This is a genomic window from Pseudomonas sp. FW300-N2A2 (assembly GCF_017351735.1).
Classification (GTDB): Bacteria; Pseudomonadota; Gammaproteobacteria; order Pseudomonadales; family Pseudomonadaceae; genus Aquipseudomonas; species Aquipseudomonas migulae.
On sequence record NZ_JACNDU010000020.1, the window covers coordinates 21,822 to 41,208 of the forward strand.

The following is a 19,387-nucleotide window of genomic DNA, read 5'->3' on the forward strand; positions in this document are numbered from 1 at the left end:
CGTTCTCCAGACGTTTTTCGCGAGCAAGCTCGCTCCTGCAACGGATTCAGGAGCATCCGGCTTTCAGCATTGCGCAGGACTCAATCCCCCAACGCTTCCCCCTCCCGACGCGGATCCGCTCCACCCGCCAGCGAAACCTTACCCTGTGCATCCCTGACCCGGAGAATCGCCTGCGTCCCGCTGGTCATGTCTATCTCGCTCACGTTGTGCCCCTTGTCCTTCAGCGCCTGAATCAGCTCAGCGCTGAACTGCCCGCGTTCCAGTTCGGTCGGGCCGTTGCGGCTGCCGAAGTTGGGCAGGTTGATGGCGGTTTGCGGGTCAAGGTTCCAGTCGAGCAGGCCCAGGGTAGATTTGGCCACGTACTCGATGATTTGCGAGCCGCCGGGAGAACCGATGGTGGCGAGGAATTCGCCGCTCTGGCGGTCGAAGATCAGGGTCGGCGCCATGGAGGAGCGCGGGCGTTTGCCGGGTTCGACGCGGTTGGCGACCTTTTGCCCGTTTTCTTCGGGGATGAACGAGAAGTCGGTCATCTGGTTGTTGAGCAGAAAGCCCTGGACCATCAGGTGTGAGCCGAACGCGGATTCGACCGTGGTGGTCATCGACACTGCACCGCCCTGGTCATCGACCGCCACCACCTGAGAGGTGGAAATGCGCAGTGGCGAGCGGTCCGGCGCGTAGGCGACCTGAATGCCCGGCGGCGTGCCGGGTTTGGCCGTGCCCATGCTGCGATCACCGATCAGAGTGGCGCGGCTGGCCAGATAGGTCGGGTCCACCAGGCCTTTGACCGGGACGGGCACGAAGTCGCTGTCGGCGACGTACTGTGCACGATCGGCGTAGGCGAGGCGCTCGGCTTCGGAGATCAGGTGCACGGCTTCAGGGGCCGGTTCGATGCCGGCGGGTTGGGTGCTTTTGACTGGCTTCAGTGGCGCCAGGGCATAACGCGGGTCGCGGGCTTCCAGCGCCTGCAAGGTGCCGAGAATCTGCGCCACGGCGATTCCGCCCGACGACGGTGGCGGCATGCCGCAGACCTGCCAGCGTTTGTAATCGGTGCACAGCGGCGCGCGTTCCTTGGCGGTGTAACCGTTGAGGTCGTTCAGCGACAGCGTGCCGGGGTTGGCGTGGCCCTGAACCTTGGCGACGATTTCCTGCGCGATGGGGCCTTTGTACAGCGCATCGGGACCTTCCTTGGCGATGCGTTTGAATACGGCGGCCAGTGCCGGATTTTTCAGTGAGGTGCCGACGGCTTTCGGGCTGCCATCCGCATTCAGGAAGTACGCCATCATGTCCGGCGAGCGTTGCATGGACGAATCCGAAGCAATCAACTGATGCAGGCGCGGCGAGATGGCGAAGCCTTGTTCCGCGAGTTTGATCGCCGGCTCGAACAGCTGCGCCCAGGGCAGGCGACCGTGTTTTTGATGGGCCAGTTCCAGCGCCCGCAACACGCCCGGTGTGCCGACCGAACGACCGCCAATCTGCGCCTGAGTGAACGGCATCGGTTTGCCATCGGCCTGCAGGAACAGCTTCTCGGTGGCGCCGGCCGGTGCGGTTTCGCGACCGTCGTACGTGCGCACGGCTTTGCCATCCCACAACACAATCAACGCGCCACCACCGATCCCCGACGATTGCGGCTCGACCAGCGTCAGCACTGCTTGCATCGCAATTGCCGCATCAATCGCTGAACCACCCTGACGCAGCATCGCCCGTCCGGCTTCGGCGGCGAGTGGGTTGGCTGCTGCTGCCATGTGTTTCGAGGCGTGGCGGGTTTGCAGGTCGGTGCGATAGCCCGAGGCGGTTTCCGGTGCGACCGGTAAGGTCGAGGAGGGCGGGGCACTGCACGCCGCGAGGATTAATGCACTGGCAGTCAGCGAAAGGGCTGACAGGCGATAGCGGCTCAAATGAAGGGTTGAGAACACGCGGGGCACTCCGTCCGTGGGAAAAGTTCAGGGGACTTTATCGGCCGACAGGAAGCGACGCAAACCACAGGACGTTTTGTCCTTCATCCATTGACGGATTTTCTGTAGGGTCGAGGGCAACAGGCAGGCCAGAAAACAAACAAGAGGCAGACATGCAGACCGACTTTCCCACCCAGCCCGGTTATCGCACCCAGCGTGAACAGTTTCTGGCCGCAGCGACCACGGCCGGCGCGACGCTGACTGAGTACCCGCACCCGCTCAAAGGGCCGTTCGGTGAGCCGTTGAGCACCGATGTGGCGGTGCTCGGTGATCCGGGCGCCAAACGCTTGCTGATCGCGTTGAGCGGCACTCACGGGGTCGAAGGTTTCTATGGTTCGGGCTGTCAGATCAAATGGATGCAGGAGTTGGGCAAGCGTTCACTGCCGGCCGATGTCGCCGTGGTGTTCGTTCATCTGATCAATCCCTGGGGCACGGCGTGGCTGCGCCGGGTCAACGAAGACAACATCGACCTGAACCGCAATCACCTGAACTTTGAACATCCACTGCCGGACAACCGGGCCTACGCCGCGCTGCATGAAATCTATGCCTGCACTGAGTTGGCAGGCCCCGAGCGTGATCGCGCCGATGCGCTGCTCAACCAGCAGATCCACGATCACGGCTGGCCGGCGGTGATGTCGATTGTCGAGGGCGGCCAGCACAGTCATCCCGATGGTCTGTTTTATGGCGGGCGGGCACCGGCCTGGTCGAACCGTACGTTGCACCAGATCCTGCAAAAGCATGTCGCCCACGCCGAGGTAGCGATGTGCTTTGACCTGCACACCGGCGCCGGGGAGTACGGCCATCCGATGTTGCTGACCATCACCGAGTCGGCTTACCCGGCGTTGCCAGAGGCGCAGGCCATTTACGGGCCATGGCTCTACACGCTGCTGACCGGTGCCGATACGCTGAGCGAAACCGGCGTGGCCGCGACGGCAACCGGCTACACCTCGCAGGCGCTGATCGATGCATTGCCGCAGGTGCGCCTGATGCCCTTCGTGATTGAGTGCGGGACGTATCCGGGGGCCGAGGTTCATCGTCATCTGCGTGACGATCATTGGCTGCATCTGCACGGCAATCCCGGCGATGCCGTGGGGCGCGAGATCAAACTGAATCTGCTGGAACAGTTCTATCCTGCCGACAGCGACTGGCAGGCGATGGTCTGGTTGCGTACGTGGCAGATATGGGAGCGGGGGTTGTCGGCGCTGGCGGCGATGCGTTCGTGACAGGCGTTGTGGTCCGGCTGAGGGTTTGTATTGCCTGTCAGGACGCCATCGCCGGCAAGCCGGCTCCTACAGGTTTTGTGTCGGGTAAAGAGTTCGCGCACGACACATGCCCGTGTATGTGTTGGCCAAAGAATCCGTGCACTTTTCTCCGGGCATAAAAAAACGGCCTACCTTTCGGTAAGCCGTTTTTAGTACTTGGTGGCTACACAGGGACTTGAACCCCGGACCCCAGCATTATGAATGCTATGCTCTAACCAACTGAGCTATGTAGCCAAGTGGCGCGCATTATTCACCGGTAATGCAGATGCGTCAAGCGTAAATCTAAAATATTTCTCTACGCTTTCAACCGCTTATCCTCCAGAGCCGAAAAACCGGACCGGGGGAGGGCGTCAACCGAGCTGGAATCTCCCGGTATTGGCACTCAGGGCCTTGCTGCCCTGGCTCAAGGTGTCCGCCGCCAGGTTCACCGCCCGCGCGCCTTCGAGCAAGCGGACAGCCGCCTGATCGACCTGCTGGATGTTGCCGCTGACTTCGTCGGCAGTGGTTGCTTGCTCGTCGACCGCCGTGGCAATTTGCGCCAACGTGTCGGTGACGCTCTGCACGGCACTGGCGATTTCCCCCAGTCGTTCGCCGAGGCCAGTGACTGCTTGCGCATCGGATTGCGCCTGGCCGCAGGCGGCTTCCATCAGGCTCACGGCTTCGTTCACCGTGTTGCGCAGGCTGTCGACGGTGCCGGCGATCTGCGCAGTGGACGATTGGGTGCGCTGCGAGAGGCTGCGCACTTCATCGGCCACCACCGCAAAGCCACGGCCCTGCTCACCGGCACGCGCGGCCTCGATCGCCGCGTTGAGCGCCAACAAGTTGGTCTGCTCGGCGACACCGCGAATGGTGTCGACCACCAACTGAATCTGCTGCCCTTGTTCGCTGACCCGTCCGAGTGCGGCCGCCGTGTCGTTCAAACGCTGGTTGAGCTGCTGGATGCTCGCCGTTGTGCGCTGGCTGTCACGGCTGCTGTCTGCGGCGATGCGCTGGGTATGCTGAGCGCTGCCGGAGGCCTGTTCGCAACTCTGGGCAACCCCTTGGGAAGTGGCGGCCAATTGCGTTGCCGCTGCCGCAATCTGGCTGATCTGCAATTGCTGCGCCTCGACCTCGCCCAAGGCGCCACTGGAATGGTGATTGAGCGTGCGCACCGCGTTACTCAGCTGCAAAGTTTCGTGATCGACCCCCAACAGACTATTGCGCAGTTGCACCACCGCAACGTTGAGCGCGGTGCTGATCGCCGCCAGTTCGTCGCGGCCTTCAACCGGCACTTGCAGGCTCAGATTGCCGTCGCGCAAGGCTTCGGCCAGCAGCGTGATGCCGCTGGCGCTGCGGCGAATCGAAGCCTGCAAGCAGATGAACAGGTACAGCGCGGCCAGCAGCAGGCAGCCAAAGATCACGGCCACCAGAATGAACTGGCGGATCGCCGAGCCATGGTAGTAATCCAGACGCTGATCCAGCGAGACCAACGACTGCTGACGCAGCGAGGCGAGGTCGGTGAGCAGGCTGTCCAGGCTGCGTTCGAACTCCTCGGGTTTGAGTTTGATGCTGCCGCCAAACACGCCGTCATCGAGGACTTTCAGCTCGGCGTCGAGGTGTTTGAGGTTGTCATGGTATTGCCCGGCCCACGCCTGCAAGGCACTGGGCAGGCGCGCTTCCAGCAGGCCTGCGGTTTTGACAAGCTGCTCGCGGGCGTCGCCGATGCGGCTACGCAGGTCGCGCAATTGCAGGCGGCTTTGCAGGGTGAATTGCCCGGACACCACCGACGCCTGGCCGACGCTGGCCAGACGGCCGACGCGCTCGATCAGGTCCGGCGCGTGTTGCGTCGAGATCTGCGTCAGCAGGTAGGTTTCCAGCCACGGTGCGAGGGTCAGGCGATTGTCCATGGCGATCTGCTCGCGCAGGGCCTGCAGGGCACTCAAGGCGTTGGTGAAACGGTCGTAACCGTCCGGCCACCAGCCGACGCTGCTCAGGCTTTTCGAGTCGAGGCCGTTGAGCGCGGTTTGCAGCGCTTGGTAGCGAGTGAGGGTTTCGCCCTCGGCGCCTTCGGTTTGCAACGCGTTGCCAAGGTCCGTGGTGGCTTGCGCGACCGCCGGCTGAACGGCATCGAACGCCGCCATCGCGGCGAGGGTGGCCGGTGTCGGTTGGCGATTGGTCTCGGTGGCACGCCAGCGCGCGGCGCGGTCACGCTGGGCGGCGAGCAGGTTATCCAGCGCATCCAGCGCGAGCAGCTGCCTAACCCCGGCACGTTCGCCGGAAATCAGGTTCAGTTTGGCGCGATAGTCCTGGCCGATCATCAGCAGGCTACCCGCCAGTGGCAGGATAAACAGCAGAAACAACAACTGAAATTTACGGGCGAAGCCGAAACGCCCCAGCAACCCGATCCCCGGAGATAAAAAAGCCTGCATGCCCCATGACTCCTCTGGACACCACGCACCAATGGCGTGCGTCGAGGTCGTTGCGACCGCGACTCGTGCCCTTTTTAAAGGCCTCGAAAGTTCACCCTCACCAGCTCTGTAGGCCGACTCTGTAGCGAAACTTCCCATTCTCGGTGCCCTTTGTAAGGGCGCCGCGTTGAAGCGGATAACAAGGCAAGATTCAGACCATGGCGTTGCGCTATTACTTGCGGAAATTAGTTCGTTAGCTGGCTAAGGGGATGGCGCTGCTGCACTGAAAAATGGCACATTGACGCACCTGCCCGTGTGCACCCATCTGTTGTACGGAAACTCCCATGGCTATCAGCAATGCCCAGACCGGCGCGACGCCGGCATCCGCGACGTCACAAAGCAGCCCTCTGGTCATGCGCATCATCGGCGCCGTGGCGCTGGCGCATTTGATCAACGACCTGATTCAGTCGGTGCTGCCGTCGATCTACCCGATGCTCAAGGCCAACTACGGCCTGACCTTCACCCAGGTCGGCCTGATCACCCTGACCTTTCAACTGACGGCCTCGCTGTTGCAACCGTGGGTCGGTTACCACACCGATCGTCATCCCAAACCCTGGCTGCTTCCGGCCGGTACGGTGTGTACGTTGATTGGTATTTTGATGATGTCGGTGGTCGGCAGCTTTCCGATGATCCTGCTGGCGGCAGGGCTGATCGGTATTGGTTCCTCGACCTTTCACCCGGAAGCCTCCCGTGTGGCGCGACTGGCTTCGGGCGGGCGCTTCGGTCTGGCGCAATCGACGTTCCAGGTGGGCGGTAACGCGGGTTCGGCCTTTGGCCCATTGCTGGCGGCGGCGATCATCATTCCGTTCGGCCAGGGCCATGTGGCGTGGTTCGGCTTGTTCGCGTTGTTTGCGCTGTTCGTGCTCTACCGGATCAGCCGTTGGTACGCCAATCACTTGAACCTGTTCAAGCTCAAGCAAGGTCAGGCGGCCACTCATGGCTTGTCGAAGGGCAGGGTCACCAGTGCGCTGGTGGTGCTGGGGCTGCTGGTGTTCTCCAAGTATTTCTACATGGCCAGTCTGACCAGTTACTTCACCTTTTACCTGATCGAGAAATTCGACCTCTCGGTGGCCAGTTCGCAGCTGCATCTGTTCCTGTTTCTGGGGGCGGTGGCGGCGGGGACTTTCTTCGGCGGGCCGATTGGCGACAAGATCGGGCGTAAGGCGGTGATCTGGTTTTCGATCCTTGGGGTTGCGCCGTTCACCCTGATCCTGCCGCATGTTGATTTGTTCTGGACCAGCATTCTGAGCGTGGTGATTGGCTTCATCCTGGCCTCGGCATTCTCGGCCATTGTGGTTTATGCACAGGAATTGGTGCCGGGTAATGTCGGGATGATTGCCGGGGTGTTCTTCGGGCTGATGTTCGGTTTCGGCGGGATTGGCGCGGCGTTGCTGGGGCATCTGGCGGACGTGCACGGCATCGAATACGTGTACTTCCTGTGCTCGTTCCTGCCGTTGTTGGGCGTGTTGGCGATCTTCCTGCCAAGAACCAAAAAGGCCTGACCCCACACCAATCCAATGTAGGAGCCGGCTTGCTGGCGATGAACGATCACGCGGACTGGCTGGTTAACCGCGGTGTCTGGATCGTCGGAACGCCGCCCGCAGCAAGCCGGCTCCTACAGGATTGCGGTGAACGAGATTTCAGGCACAAAAAAGCCGCGTATCAAACGCGGCTTTTTCTTGGGCGGGTGCTTCGTCCTGAAAACTTAGACGTTGAAACGGAAGTGCATCACGTCGCCGTCTTTCACGATGTAGTCCTTGCCTTCCAGACGCCATTTACCGGCTTCTTTGGTGCCGGCTTCGCCCTTGTACTGGATGAAGTCGTCGTAGGCGATGACTTCGGCGCGGATGAAGCCTTTTTCGAAGTCGGTGTGGATCACGCCAGCGGCTTGCGGTGCGGTGGCACCAACGCGGACGGTCCAGGCGCGGACTTCTTCGACACCGGCGGTGAAGTAGGTCTGCAGGTGCAGCATTTCGTAGCCGGCGCGGATCACGCGGTTCAGGCCAGGCTCTTCGAGGCCAAGGGCTTCGAGGAACATGTCTTTCTCTTCGCCGTCATCCAGTTCGGCGATTTCCGCTTCGATCTTGTTGCACACCGGAACAACCACGGCGCCTTCTTCTTCGGCGATGGCGCGGACCACGTCCAGGTGCGGGTTGTTTTCGAAACCGTCTTCAGCGACGTTAGCGATGTACATGACCGGTTTGGTGGTCAGCAGGTGGAAGCCCTTGATCACTGCTTTCTCGTCGGTGCCCATGCTCTTCATCAGGCTGCGTGCCGGCTTGCCTTCGGTGAAGTGAGCGATCAGTTGCTCCAGCAGGCCTTTCTGGACCACTGCGTCCTTGTCACCGCCCTTGGCGTTGCGTGCGACTTTCTGCAGTTGCTTCTCGCAGCTGTCGAGGTCGGCGAAGATCAGTTCCAGGTCAATGATTTCGATGTCGCGTTTCGGGTCGACGCTGTTGGAGACGTGAATCACGTTCTCGTCTTCGAAGCAGCGGACTACGTGGGCGATGGCATCGGTTTCACGGATGTTGGCCAGGAACTTGTTGCCCAGGCCTTCACCTTTCGAGGCGCCGGCAACGAGGCCCGCGATGTCGACGAATTCCATGGTGGTCGGCAGGATGCGCTTTGGTTTGACGATGGCCGCCAAGGCGTCCAGACGCGGATCCGGCATCGGCACGATACCGCTGTTCGGCTCGATGGTGCAGAAGGGGAAGTTCTCGGCCGCGATCCCGGATTTGGTCAGGGCGTTGAACAGGGTGGACTTACCGACGTTAGGCAGGCCGACGATGCCGCAATTGAATCCCATGGTGTTTTCCCCGAGGAGTAGAGTCAGGCCTTCTGGCTGTGCAGGTTTTTCATCGCGCGGTTCCATTCCCCGGCGAGGATATCCGGCAGCACGCCGAGGGCAAAGTCGATGCTGGCATCGAGTTTTTCCTGTTCGGCGCGTGGCGCACGACCCAGGACGAAATTTGAAACCATACTGGCTACGCCCGGATGGCCAATGCCAAGCCGCAAGCGGTAGAAGGTATTCTGATTGCCCAGTTGCGCGATGATGTCGCGCAACCCGTTGTGACCGCCATGGCCGCCGCCCTGTTTGAGTTTGGCTACGCCCGGTGGCAGGTCGAGTTCGTCATGCGCCACGAGGATTTCTTCAGGCTTGATGCGGAAGAAACCGGCGAGTGCCGCCACGGCCTGGCCGCTGCGGTTCATGTACGTGGTGGGAATCAGCAGGCGAACATCCTGACCCTGGTGCGAATAGCGCCCGGTCAGGCCGAAATATTTGCGGTCCGCCACAAGGTTGACGCCTTGTGCGTTCGCGATGCGCTCAACAAAAAGGGCCCCTGCGTTATGCCGGGTCTGTTCGTATTCAGCGCCTGGATTTCCCAGGCCAACGATCAGTTTGATGGCAGTCACGATAGGGGCCCTTCTTTGGAGTGGTGGATAACATCGCCGCAATCCGGGTGTGCGGCGAAAGTGGACGACAAGTGCTCATTTACCATTATGTAAACTCCGCGTTCTCGCCCGCTTTCTCGCTACGTTCCAGTCCGCGATGTTACCGGGTCACTCCGGCATCACAGAGTGAATTACTCTGCAGCGCCTTCAGCAGCTTCTGGAGCAACACGTGGAGCGTGGACGTTGGCAACAGCCTTGTCATCGCCGTGTGCCAGAGCAACAAACTCAACGCCTTTAGGGGCTTTGAGGTCGGACAGGTGAATGATCGAACCGATTTCGGCGTTAGCCAGGTCGACTTCGATGAATTCAGGCAGGTCTTTTGGCAGGCAGGTCACTTCGATTTCAGCAACAACGTGCGAAATCTCGCCGCCTTTCTTCGCTGGTGCTTCTTCGTTGATGAAGTGCACTGGAACGATAGCGGTCAGCTTTTGGCCGGCAACTACGCGTACGAAGTCAGCGTGCATCACGTGGCCTTTGGCCGGGTGACGCTGCAGAGCTTTGATGATTACGTTTTGCTTGGTGCCACCAACGTTCAGCTCGATGATGTGGCTGTAAGCCGCTTCGTTTTCGAGCAGTTTGGCAACTTCTTTAGCCAGCATGCTGATGGATTCAGGGGCTTTTTCGCCACCGTAAACTACAGCTGGTACCAGGCTTGCGAGACGACGCAGGCGGCGGCTCGCACCTTTCCCCAGGTCGGAACGCACTTCAGCATTCAGAGTAAAATCGTTCATGTTGTATCTCCAAAATAACCACATTCGCCCCAGCGTTTGCGACCAGCGCTAAAGGCGATATGGGCAAAAAAGCCCCGCCCCGACAGGAATGCCGGGGCGGGGCGCTTTTCGTCAACGAGCTGTTCGAGAAGGGCAGGGCCCTTAACGGAACATCGCGCTGATCGATTCTTCATTGCTGATGCGGCGGACCGCTTCGGCAACAACCGGCGCGATATCCAGTTGACGGATACGCGAGCAGGCTTGAGCAGCTGCGGACAACGGGATGGTGTTAGTCACCACCAGTTCGTCCAGCATGGAATTTTCAATGTTTTCGATCGCCCGACCGGACAGCACAGGGTGTGTGCAGTAGGCGAAAACCTTGGCAGCGCCATGCTCTTTCAAAGCCTTTGCCGCGTGGCACAGAGTGCCGGCGGTATCGACCATGTCATCGACCAGAATACAGGTACGCCCTTCGACATCACCGATGATATGCATCACTTCAGAGTGATTGGCTTTCTCACGGCGTTTGTCGATGATCCCGAGATCCACGCCCAGGGATTTGGCAACAGCACGTGCACGCACGACGCCGCCAATGTCCGGGGACACGATCATCAGGTTTTCGAAGCGCTGATCTTCAATGTCATCCACCAGAACGGGGGAGCCGTAGATGTTATCTACCGGAATATCGAAGAAACCCTGGATTTGGTCAGCATGCAGATCAACCGTGAGAACACGGTCGATGCCGACTACGGTAAGCATGTCAGCAACGACTTTCGCGCTGATAGCCACACGTGCGGAACGCGGACGGCGATCCTGACGGGCATAACCAAAGTAAGGAATAACAGCAGTAATACGAGTAGCCGAGGAGCGGCGGAAGGCATCAGCCATCACTACCAGTTCCATCAGGTTATCGTTGGTCGGAGCGCAAGTCGGCTGAATAATGAAGACATCTTTACCGCGGACGTTTTCATTGATCTCGGCTGTAATCTCGCCGTCGGAAAACTTACCGACAGAGATGTCACCGAGAGGGATATGCAGCTGACGTACGACACGCCGAGCCAGATCGGGGTTAGCATTCCCCGTAAAGACCATCATCTTGGACACGCGCAGTACCTAGAGGCTGAGGGTAACCTGGATGAGTATAGAAAATGGCAGGGGCGGCTGGATTCGAACCAACGCATGGCAGGATCAAAACCTGCTGCCTTACCGCTTGGCGACGCCCCTGTATCTGTTGCAACGATTACCCAGTAATCGGTTCCTTTAGAGCAGACTTTGCAGCTTGCGATGCAACATCGAAACGTTGCTTCCCTTTGCTACAAACCCTGTAAGGGTCTCTGTAAGAAGGGCCGAGACTTTATCAGCTTCAGCTTTGCTTGGGAAGCCCCCAAACACACAACTTCCAGTTCCGGTGAGTTTTGCTTCGGTAAAATTACCTAACAAATTCAATGCGTTACGTACATCTGGATAACGCCTTGCTACCACCGGTAAGCAGTCATTTCGACTGTTTCCCTTGGGAACGGGGCGCACTTTAATGGGAGAAGAGTTACGTGTCAACAACGGATCTGAAAAAATTTCTGCTGTACTTACAGATACTTGCGGCACAAGCACGAGATACCACGGTTCTTCGGGGTCTACAGGGGTGAGTTTCTCTCCCACACCCTCGGCGAAAGCCGCGTGGCCACGCACGAAAACCGGGACGTCGGCGCCCAGCGTCAAGCCCAGTGCGGCCAGTCGATCCTCATCCCAACCCAGTTGCCAGAGGTGATTGAGCCCGAGCAAAGTCGTCGCGGCATTTGAACTGCCGCCACCGATGCCGCCGCCCATTGGCAGGATTTTTTCGATCCAGATGTCGATGCCGAGCGAACAACCGGATTGCTCCTGAAGTTTTTTCGCGGCTCGAACAATCAGATTGCTGTCGTGCGGTACGCCATCGAATTCAGTGTGCAGTTGAATCACACCGTCGTCGCGCACGGCGAAAGTGATTTCATCGCCGTAGTCGAGAAACTGAAAAATCGTCTGCAACTCGTGGTAACCGTCTTCACGGCGACCGAGGATGTGCAGCATCAGATTGAGTTTGGCCGGGGAGGGCAGCGTCAAGCGTGGGGTCGTCATGTTCATTGCCCCAGTTTGCGCGGTTGCCATTCCTTGATCACCAGCGTGACATCAAGGTCGGTGCCATGCAGTTTGATCCGCTCGGGCAGCCAAAAGCCGTTTTGCTCGGCGTAACTCAGGTATTCGACTTGCCAGCCATCCTGTTCCAGATTGGCCAGGCGGCTATCGGTGTCCAGGGTCAGGCGGCTCTTGCTGTCCGGCGCCGGGAGCCCGCGGACCCACCACGCCAGATGGGACACCGGCAACTTCCAGCCGAGCTGTTCTTCGAGCAGCACTTCCGGCGTCGGCGCTTCATAGCGCCCCTGATTGGCGACTTCCAGCGAAACCTTTCCGGGGTGTCCGGTCAGGCGTGCGGCGCCGCGACCCAGGGGGCCCGAAAGGCGAATGTCGTAATAGGACTGGCGCTGCAACCAGAACAGCGTGCCGCTGCCCGAGTCTTTTGGTGCGCGAATACCGATCTTGCCGTTGATCTGCCAGCCGTCGAGGCTGGTCAGTTGTTCTTTGTGAACGCGCCACAGGCCGGCGTCGCCCTGACCCTGTACCGATTCGCGGGCACCGAAGCCCGCGCAACCGGCGAGCAGGGCGATGAAACTGAAAACGATGAAGTGGCGCAAAAACATAAGCTTAAAGAGTCTCTGATCCGGTCAGGCGCTTGATGGTGCCGCGCAGGATTGGGCTGTCGGGTTGTTCCTTGAGGAACTTGCCCCAGATTTGTTTGGCTTCGCGTTGTTTGCCATTGGCCCACAGGACTTCGCCGAGGTGAGCGGCCACTTCCTGATCGGGAAAACGATCCAGTGCCTTGCGCAGCAGTTTTTCCGCTTCGTCGAGATTGCCCATGCGGAAATTCACCCAGCCGAGGCTGTCGAGTACCGCCGGGTCTTCCGGATTGATCTGGTGCGCCTGTTCGATCAGGGCCTTGGCTTCGGCATAACGCGTCGTGCGGTCGGACAAGGTGTAGCCGAGGGCGTTCAGCGCCATGGCGTTGTCCGGGTCGCGCTTGATGATCAGCCGCAGGTCTTTTTCCATCTGCGCCAGGTCATTGCGTTTTTCCGCCTGCATGGCCCGGGTGTACAGCAGATTCAGATCGTCCGGGTATTGCTGCAAGGCTTTATGCAGAACATTCCAGGCCTTGTCCCCCTGTTTATTGGCGGACAGGGTTTCGGCTTCGATCAGATACAGCTGAATCGCGTAATCGGGTTGTTCGTCACGCTCGGCCGCCAGGCGGCTTTGCGCTTCGGCGGTCTTGCCGTTGTTCATCAGAATATCGGCCTGACGCAACTGTGCCGGCAGGTAGTCGTTGCCCGGGCCGACCTTGGCGTATTCGATCAGGGCGCCCTGGGGATCGTTGCGCTCTTCAGCGATACGGCCGAGGTTCAGGTGTGCCGAGTCGACATGGCTTTCTCGGGCGATCAGGTCTTCCAGGTAGCCCTTGGCCTCGTCCCAGGCCTTGGCTTCCAGGCACACCAGCGCCAGGGAGTAACGCAATTCGTCGTCTTCGGGGTATTGCTGAACCAGGCTCGAAAACTCGACTTTGGCGTCGTCCATCCGGTCCTGTTCGACCAGCATGCGGGCATATGTCAGGCGCAGGCGTTTGTCGTCCGGGTACTTCTTGATGCTTTTTTGCAGCAGCGGCAACGCTTCATCACCACGATTGAGCGTTTGCAGCAGGCGTGCGCGCAGCAGAATCGGGGCTATTTCGCCGTCATCCGGCGGGTTGTCTTCCAGCAGCGTCAGTGCGCCTTTGCTGTCGCCGTCCTGTTGCATCAACAAGGCCTTGCCGAAAATCAGCTGGCTGTTGTTGGGGTGACGCTGCAACAAACGGTCAAAACTTTTCATCAGGCCGTTGCGGGTTTCCTGATCGGTATCCGCGGCGGACAGCGCAAGGAAGTCGAAATGCGTGTCGCCCTTGCCTTGAAGGACTTTCTCCATATAGGCCATGGAGTCGTCATAACGCCCGGCGCGCGCCAGTTGCACGGCCGCGGCCCGTTGCGCCTCGAGGTCGTCCGGGGCGTTTTTCGCCCAGATCAGCGCGGTATCCAGGGCAGCCTGATCGGCGCCCAGGTACTCGGCGATGCGAAACGCCCGTTCGGAGATGCCCGGATCCTGGGTGTTGATGGCCTGGGTCACGTAGTTGTCCAGCGCAATGTCGAAACGATTGCGTTGGCCAGCCAGTTCGGCGCTCAACAGGCTGAAGATGGTTTCTTCGCTGAACGAGCTGTAGACCTTGGGCTTTTCAGGGGCCGGAGTGCTGTCTTCGACCGGCGACGTACCGTCCGACGAAACGGGTGCCAAGGCCTGGCAGCCGCTGAGGAAGACAAAAGCGAGGAGCAACGCGGAAGATCTATTCATATAGGAAGAGGACGACTAACCTGCGGTCAGATCATCATGACACAAGCCTTCGGCCAAACATAACCGGCCGGGCATTTTCCCTGAAGCACGCGACAAACCCCTGTAGGAGCCGGCTTGCTGGCGATGGTCGTGAACGATGGCGCATTTATTCTGGAATGAATGCGGCGCCTGCAGGTCCATCGCCAGCAAGCCGGCTCCTACAGGAGCATGTTAATTTTGTGTAAACGAGAAATGTTCGCAAAGCCGGGCATCGGCTACCAGGTCAATAGAGATCGAGTAGTTGTTCTGAATCTGTCGAAGTAGGACAATTGCCGGCTTCACGTCACCATCAGCGACCTTGAATGGCCTTCCTTGCACTCGGTATTAACCACAAGACTGCTTCAGTAGACGTCCGCGAGCGCGTGGCCTTTACCCCTGAGCAGCTGGTGGAGGCCTTGCAGCAGCTCTGCCGACTCACCGACAGCCGCGAAGCTGCGATCCTCTCCACCTGCAATCGCAGTGAACTCTATATAGAACAGGATCACCTTTCGGCGGACATCGTGCTGCGCTGGCTGGCCGATTATCACCATCTGAGCCTCGACGAGCTGCGCGCGAGCGCTTATGTGCACGAAGATGATGCGGCAGTTCGTCACATGATGCGGGTCGCCTCCGGGCTCGATTCGCTGGTGCTGGGCGAACCGCAGATCCTCGGCCAGATGAAATCCTGCTACGCCGTGGCCCGCGAGGCCGGCACCATCGGTCCGCTGCTCGGGCGTTTGTTCCAGGCCACGTTCAATGCGGCCAAACAAGTGCGCACCGACACCGCCATCGGCGAAAACCCGGTGTCCGTGGCGTTTGCCGCAGTCAGCCTGGCGAAACAGATTTTCAGCGACCTGCAACGCAGCCAGGCCTTGCTGATCGGTGCCGGCGAGACCATCACCCTGGTCGCCCGCCATCTGCATGAACTGGGGGTAAAACGCATCGTCGTCGCCAACCGCACCCTGGAGCGCGCAAGCATTCTGGCCGAGCAGTTTGGCGCCCATGCCGTGTTGCTCTCGGACATTCCGGCCGAACTGGTGCGCAGCGACATCGTCATCAGTTCCACCGCCAGCCAGTTGCCGATCCTCGGTAAAGGCGCGGTGGAAAGTGCCTTGAAACTGCGCAAGCACAAACCGATCTTCATGGTGGACATCGCCGTACCGCGCGATATCGAGCCTGAAGTCGGCGAATTGGACGACGTTTACCTTTATAGCGTCGACGATCTCCACGAAGTGGTCGCCGAAAACCTCAAGAGCCGTCAAGGCGCTGCGCAAGCGGCGGAAGAGATGGTTTCGGTCGGCGCCGAAGATTTCATGATCCGTCTGCGTGAACTGGCAGCGGTGGATGTACTCAAGGCCTATCGCCAACAAAGCGAGCGCCTGCGTGACGAAGAATTGCAGAAGGCCCAACGCATGCTGGCCAACGGCAGCAGCGCCGAGGACGTGCTGGTGCAACTGGCGCGTGGCTTGACCAACAAACTCTTGCACGCCCCGAGCGTGCAGTTGAAAAAGCTCTCAGCCGAAGGTCGCCTCGACGCACTGGCCATGGCCCAGGAACTCTTTGCCCTCGGTGAGGGCTCATCGGATAGCTTTTCGGATAAAAAACCGCAATGAAAGCGTCACTGCTCAATAAGCTGGACATCCTCCAGGACCGTTTCGAGGAATTGACCGCCTTGCTTGGCGACGGCGAGGTCATTTCCGACCAGACCAAATTCCGCGCCTATTCCAAGGAATACGCGGAAGTCGAGCCGATTGTCGACGCCTATAAACAGTTGCTCAAAGTACAGAGCGACCTCGAAGGCGCCCAGGCACTGCTCAAGGACAACGACCCGGACATGCGTGAAATGGCTGTGGAAGAAGTCCGCGAAGCCAAAGAGCAATTGATCGAGATCGAAGCCAGCCTGCAACGCATGCTGCTGCCCAAGGACCCGAACGACGGGCGCAACGTGTTCCTTGAAATCCGCGCCGGCACCGGCGGTGACGAGGCGGCGATCTTCTCCGGCGACCTGTTCCGCATGTATTCGCGTTACGCCGAGCGTCGCGGCTGGCGTGTGGAAATCCTCTCGGAAAACGAGGGCGAGCATGGCGGCTATAAAGAAGTCATCGCCCGCGTCGAAGGCGACAACGTCTACGGCAAGCTGAAATTCGAATCCGGCGCGCACCGCGTGCAACGGGTTCCGGCCACTGAATCCCAAGGGCGTATCCACACTTCGGCGTGCACCGTGGCGGTATTGCCCGAGCCGGATGAGCAGGAAGCGATCGAGATCAATCCGGCGGACCTGCGGATCGATACCTACCGTTCTTCCGGTGCCGGTGGCCAGCACGTCAACAAGACGGACTCAGCGATCCGCATCACGCACTTGCCGTCCGGTATCGTCGTCGAGTGCCAGGAAGAACGTTCCCAGCACAAGAACCGCGCCCGGGCGATGTCCTGGCTGTCGGCCAAGCTCAATGATCAGCAGACCAGCGCAGCGGCGAATGCCATCGCCAGCGAGCGTAAGTTGCTGGTCGGTTCGGGTGATCGCTCCGAGCGCATCCGCACCTATAACTTTGCCCAGGGCCGGGTCACCGACCACCGGGTCAACCTGACGCTGTATTCCCTCGACGAAATTCTCGCGGGCGGTGTCGATGCGGTGATCGAACCGTTGCTGGCCGAGTACCAGGCCGACCAATTGGCAGCGATAGGTGACTAAATGACGATCATTGCCAGTTTGTTGCGCGCCGCTGATTTACCCGACTCGCCGACGGCGCGTCTGGATGCCGAATTGCTGCTGGCGGCGGCGTTGGGCAAGTCCCGCAGTTTTCTGCACACCTGGCCGGAGCGCATCGTTCCGAGCGACGCCGCGCTGAAGTTTGCCGAGTACCTGCAACGCCGTCGTGGCGGTGAGCCGGTGGCTTACATTCTGGGCCAGCAAGGTTTCTGGAAGCTGGATCTGGAAGTTGCACCGCACACCTTGATCCCGCGCCCGGACACCGAATTGCTGGTGGAAGCCGCGCTGGAATTGTTGCCCGCTACGCCCGCGAAGGTCCTCGATCTCGGCACCGGCAGCGGCGCCATTGCGTTGGCCCTGGCCAGCGAGCGTCCGGCGTGGAGCGTCACCGCTGTGGATCGTGTACTCGAAGCCGTGGCTTTGGCCGAGCGCAATCGTCAGCGTTTGCACCTGAACAACGCCACCGTGCTGAGCAGTCATTGGTTCAGCGCCCTGGAAGGTCAGCGTTTCCAGCTGATCATCAGCAACCCGCCGTACATTGCATCCGCCGATCCGCATCTGGTGGAAGGCGATGTGCGCTTCGAACCGGCCAGTGCCTTGGTGGCTGGAGTCGACGGGCTCGACGATCTGCGTTTGATCGTCGCCCAGGCCCCGGATTATCTGGAAGCGAGCGGCTGGCTGATGCTCGAACACGGTTATGATCAAGCCGAAGCCGTGCGCGATTTGTTGCAGACCCGCGGCTTTGAAGAAGTCCACAGCCGCACCGATCTGGGCGGTCACCAACGGATCAGCCTGGGGCGCCTGCCGTGCTGAATGATCAGGAATTGTTGCGCTACAGTCGGCAGATTCTGTTGCAGCACGTCGACATCGACGGCCAGTTGCGATTGAAAGAAAGCCGCGTGTTGATCATCGGTCTCGGCGGCCTCGGTTCGCCGGTTGCGCTGTATCTCGCCGCCGCGGGCGTCGGTGAGCTGCATCTGGCGGACTTCGACACCGTCGACCTGACCAACCTGCAACGCCAGATCATTCACGACACCGACAGCGTCGGCCAGACCAAGGTCGATTCGGCGATCCGCCGCCTGAGCGCGATCAACCCCGAGATCAAGCTGGTCGCCCATCGTGCCGCGCTGGACGAAGATTCCCTGGCCGCTGTGGTGGCCACAGTGGACCTGGTCCTCGACTGTTCCGACAATTTTTCCACCCGCGAAGCGGTCAACGCTGCGTGCGTGGCGGCCGGCAAGCCGTTGGTCAGCGGCGCGGCGATTCGACTTGAAGGGCAATTGTCGGTGTTCGACCCGCGCCGTCCGGACAGTCCGTGCTACCACTGTTTATACGGGCACGGCAGCGAAGCTGAATTGACGTGCAGTGAAGCGGGCGTCGTCGGTCCTTTGGTGGGACTGGTCGGCAGCCTTCAGGCACTGGAAGCCATGAAACTGCTGGCCGGTTTCGGCGAACCGCTGGTAGGGCGCCTGTTGTTGATCGATGCCTTGGGTTCGCGCTTCCGTGAATTGCGCGTCAAGCGTGATCCGGGCTGCAGCGTCTGTGGGCCGAAACATGCGTGAAGCGCCCATTGGCGTGTTCGACTCCGGGGTCGGTGGGCTGTCGGTGCTGGCCGAGGTCCAGCGTTTGCTGCCTAACGAGTCTCTGCTGTACGTCGCCGATTGCGGCAATATTCCCTACGGCGAGAAAACCCCGGAATTCATTCGCCATCGTTGCAGCGTGATGGCCGAATTTTTTCAGCAGCAAGGCGCCAAGGCCCTGGTGCTGGCCTGCAACACGGCGACGGTGGCCGGTGTTGCCGATTTGCGGCGCGACTTCCCCGAGTGGCCCATCGTCGGCATGGAGCCTGCGGTCAAACCGGCCGCCGCCGCGACCCGCAGCGGCGTGGTCGGTGTCCTCGCCACCACCGGCACCTTGCAGAGCGCCAAGTTCGCTGCGTTGCTCGACCGTTTCGCCACCGATGTGCAGGTGATCACTCAGCCGTGCCCGGGGCTGGTGGAGCTGATTGAAAACGGCGATCTGCACAGTCCCGCCCTGCGTGAGTTACTGGCCCGCTATGTCGGGCCGCTGCTCGCCGCAGGCTGCGACACGATTATTCTCGGCTGCACGCATTACCCCTTCCTAAAGCCGTTGCTTAAGCAGATGATCCCCGAGGACATCAGCCTGATCGATACCGGCGCCGCCGTCGCGCGACAACTTCAGCGGCTGTTGGCCGAGCGTGAATTGCTGGCTGAAGGTCCAGTTCGCGCAGCGCAATTCTGGACGAGTGCCGATCCGGAACATTTCAGAAATATCTTGCCGATACTGTGGAATACCGCTGGCGTTGTGCAAAGCTTCAATAGGTAGTTTGGGGAAATGGGTAATTGGGGTGAAC

General features: G+C 60.1%; 16 protein-coding genes and 2 tRNA genes. 7 read left to right on the plus strand and 11 right to left on the minus strand.

Annotation, left to right across the window (positions count from 1 at the left end; all coding sequences use genetic code 11):
• Positions 1-80: 80 nt before the first annotated feature.
• Positions 81-1,913, minus strand: coding sequence for a gamma-glutamyltransferase (gene ggt, locus J4E42_RS21080; RefSeq protein WP_207286084.1), 1,833 nt, complete (start codon positions 1,911-1,913; stop codon positions 81-83).
• Positions 1,914-2,065: 152 nt separating this feature from the next.
• Between ggt and J4E42_RS21085 the strand changes: the two genes are divergently transcribed.
• The gene (locus J4E42_RS21085) at positions 2,066-3,175 is read left to right on the plus strand and encodes a DUF2817 domain-containing protein (protein ID WP_207286085.1); all 1,110 of its coding nucleotides are present in this window, start codon (positions 2,066-2,068) and stop codon (positions 3,173-3,175) included.
• 196 nt (positions 3,176-3,371) lie between these two features.
• Here the strand turns inward: J4E42_RS21085 and J4E42_RS21090 are convergent.
• Together J4E42_RS21090 and J4E42_RS21095 are read right to left on the minus strand one after the other, a co-directional pair.
• Positions 3,372-3,448 (minus strand) — tRNA-Met (locus J4E42_RS21090).
• A 116-nt stretch (positions 3,449-3,564) separates the two neighbouring features.
• Entirely contained in the window at positions 3,565-5,622 is a 2,058-nt protein-coding gene (locus J4E42_RS21095; RefSeq protein ID WP_008025845.1) for a methyl-accepting chemotaxis protein, read from the minus strand.
• Positions 5,623-5,945: 323 nt separating this feature from the next.
• On the opposite strand from J4E42_RS21095, the gene J4E42_RS21100 reads away from it, so the two are divergent.
• The gene (locus J4E42_RS21100; RefSeq protein WP_008037203.1) at positions 5,946-7,163 is read left to right on the plus strand and encodes an MFS transporter; all 1,218 of its coding nucleotides are present in this window, start codon (positions 5,946-5,948) and stop codon (positions 7,161-7,163) included.
• A gap of 203 nt (positions 7,164-7,366) precedes the next feature.
• On the opposite strand, the gene ychF is transcribed toward J4E42_RS21100, so the two are convergent.
• The 8 genes from ychF to J4E42_RS21140 all read right to left on the minus strand — a co-directional run bounded on the left by ychF (position 7,367) and on the right by J4E42_RS21140 (position 14,285).
• Positions 7,367-8,467, minus strand: a complete 1,101-nt coding sequence (gene ychF / locus J4E42_RS21105; RefSeq protein ID WP_207286086.1) for a redox-regulated ATPase YchF — start codon at positions 8,465-8,467, stop codon at positions 7,367-7,369.
• 23 nt (positions 8,468-8,490) lie between these two features.
• The gene (gene pth, locus J4E42_RS21110; RefSeq protein WP_008037207.1) at positions 8,491-9,075 is read right to left on the minus strand and encodes an aminoacyl-tRNA hydrolase; all 585 of its coding nucleotides are present in this window, start codon (positions 9,073-9,075) and stop codon (positions 8,491-8,493) included.
• Between the two features lie 170 nt (positions 9,076-9,245).
• Positions 9,246-9,845 carry a 50S ribosomal protein L25/general stress protein Ctc gene (locus tag J4E42_RS21115; protein ID WP_008025849.1) on the minus strand — a complete coding sequence of 200 codons (600 nt, stop codon included), beginning with the start codon at positions 9,843-9,845 and terminating at the stop codon, positions 9,246-9,248.
• 141 nt (positions 9,846-9,986) lie between these two features.
• Positions 9,987-10,928: a ribose-phosphate pyrophosphokinase gene (locus J4E42_RS21120; protein ID WP_003208392.1), complete on the minus strand. Its 942-nt coding sequence runs from the start codon at positions 10,926-10,928 to the stop codon at positions 9,987-9,989.
• A 45-nt stretch (positions 10,929-10,973) separates the two neighbouring features.
• Positions 10,974-11,048 (minus strand) — tRNA-Gln (locus J4E42_RS21125).
• Between the two features lie 36 nt (positions 11,049-11,084).
• Positions 11,085-11,936 carry a 4-(cytidine 5'-diphospho)-2-C-methyl-D-erythritol kinase gene (gene ispE / locus J4E42_RS21130; RefSeq protein ID WP_032828609.1) on the minus strand — a complete coding sequence of 284 codons (852 nt, stop codon included), beginning with the start codon at positions 11,934-11,936 and terminating at the stop codon, positions 11,085-11,087.
• A 2-nt stretch (positions 11,937-11,938) separates the two neighbouring features.
• Positions 11,939-12,556, minus strand: a complete 618-nt coding sequence (gene lolB / locus J4E42_RS21135) for a lipoprotein insertase outer membrane protein LolB (protein WP_207286087.1) — start codon at positions 12,554-12,556, stop codon at positions 11,939-11,941.
• A gap of 4 nt (positions 12,557-12,560) precedes the next feature.
• A complete protein-coding gene (locus J4E42_RS21140; protein ID WP_008025853.1) occupies positions 12,561-14,285 on the minus strand; it encodes a tetratricopeptide repeat protein in 1,725 nt (574 codons plus the stop codon).
• Between the two features lie 341 nt (positions 14,286-14,626).
• Here J4E42_RS21140 and hemA point away from each other — a divergent pair, with 341 nt between their 5' ends.
• Genes hemA through murI form a run of 5 tightly spaced genes read left to right on the plus strand, consistent with a single transcriptional unit; the run spans position 14,627 to position 19,359 of the window.
• Positions 14,627-15,916: a glutamyl-tRNA reductase gene (gene hemA, locus J4E42_RS21145; protein WP_008025854.1), complete on the plus strand. Its 1,290-nt coding sequence runs from the start codon at positions 14,627-14,629 to the stop codon at positions 15,914-15,916.
• The gene (prfA, locus tag J4E42_RS21150; protein ID WP_008025856.1) at positions 15,913-16,995 is read left to right on the plus strand and encodes a peptide chain release factor 1; all 1,083 of its coding nucleotides are present in this window, start codon (positions 15,913-15,915) and stop codon (positions 16,993-16,995) included. The genes hemA and prfA overlap by 4 nt, the downstream gene beginning before the upstream one ends.
• Positions 16,996-17,826: a peptide chain release factor N(5)-glutamine methyltransferase gene (gene prmC / locus J4E42_RS21155; RefSeq protein ID WP_207286088.1), complete on the plus strand. Its 831-nt coding sequence runs from the start codon at positions 16,996-16,998 to the stop codon at positions 17,824-17,826.
• Entirely contained in the window at positions 17,820-18,575 is a 756-nt protein-coding gene (locus J4E42_RS21160) for a molybdopterin-synthase adenylyltransferase MoeB (protein ID WP_008025859.1), read from the plus strand. Before prmC ends, J4E42_RS21160 begins: the two co-directional genes overlap by 7 nt.
• Entirely contained in the window at positions 18,568-19,359 is a 792-nt protein-coding gene (gene murI, locus J4E42_RS21165; RefSeq protein ID WP_008037212.1) for a glutamate racemase, read from the plus strand. The genes J4E42_RS21160 and murI overlap by 8 nt, the downstream gene beginning before the upstream one ends.
• The last annotated feature ends 28 nt before the right edge of the window (positions 19,360-19,387 follow it).

Coding starts and splice junctions, on each gene's coding strand:
- murI (WP_008037212.1), top strand. CDS start 18,568: ATGCGTGAAGCGCCCATTGGCGTGTTCGACTCCGGGGTCGGTGGGCTG.
- prmC (WP_207286088.1), top strand. CDS start 16,996: ATGACGATCATTGCCAGTTTGTTGCGCGCCGCTGATTTACCCGACTCG.
- prfA (WP_008025856.1), top strand. CDS start 15,913: ATGAAAGCGTCACTGCTCAATAAGCTGGACATCCTCCAGGACCGTTTC.
- hemA (WP_008025854.1), top strand. CDS start 14,627: ATGGCCTTCCTTGCACTCGGTATTAACCACAAGACTGCTTCAGTAGAC.
- J4E42_RS21095 (WP_008025845.1), bottom strand. CDS start 5,622: ATGCAGGCTTTTTTATCTCCGGGGATCGGGTTGCTGGGGCGTTTCGGC.
- ispE (WP_032828609.1), bottom strand. CDS start 11,936: ATGACGACCCCACGCTTGACGCTGCCCTCCCCGGCCAAACTCAATCTG.
- J4E42_RS21140 (WP_008025853.1), bottom strand. CDS start 14,285: ATGAATAGATCTTCCGCGTTGCTCCTCGCTTTTGTCTTCCTCAGCGGC.
- J4E42_RS21100 (WP_008037203.1), top strand. CDS start 5,946: ATGGCTATCAGCAATGCCCAGACCGGCGCGACGCCGGCATCCGCGACG.
- J4E42_RS21115 (WP_008025849.1), bottom strand. CDS start 9,845: ATGAACGATTTTACTCTGAATGCTGAAGTGCGTTCCGACCTGGGGAAA.
- lolB (WP_207286087.1), bottom strand. CDS start 12,556: ATGTTTTTGCGCCACTTCATCGTTTTCAGTTTCATCGCCCTGCTCGCC.
- J4E42_RS21085 (WP_207286085.1), top strand. CDS start 2,066: ATGCAGACCGACTTTCCCACCCAGCCCGGTTATCGCACCCAGCGTGAA.
- ychF (WP_207286086.1), bottom strand. CDS start 8,467: ATGGGATTCAATTGCGGCATCGTCGGCCTGCCTAACGTCGGTAAGTCC.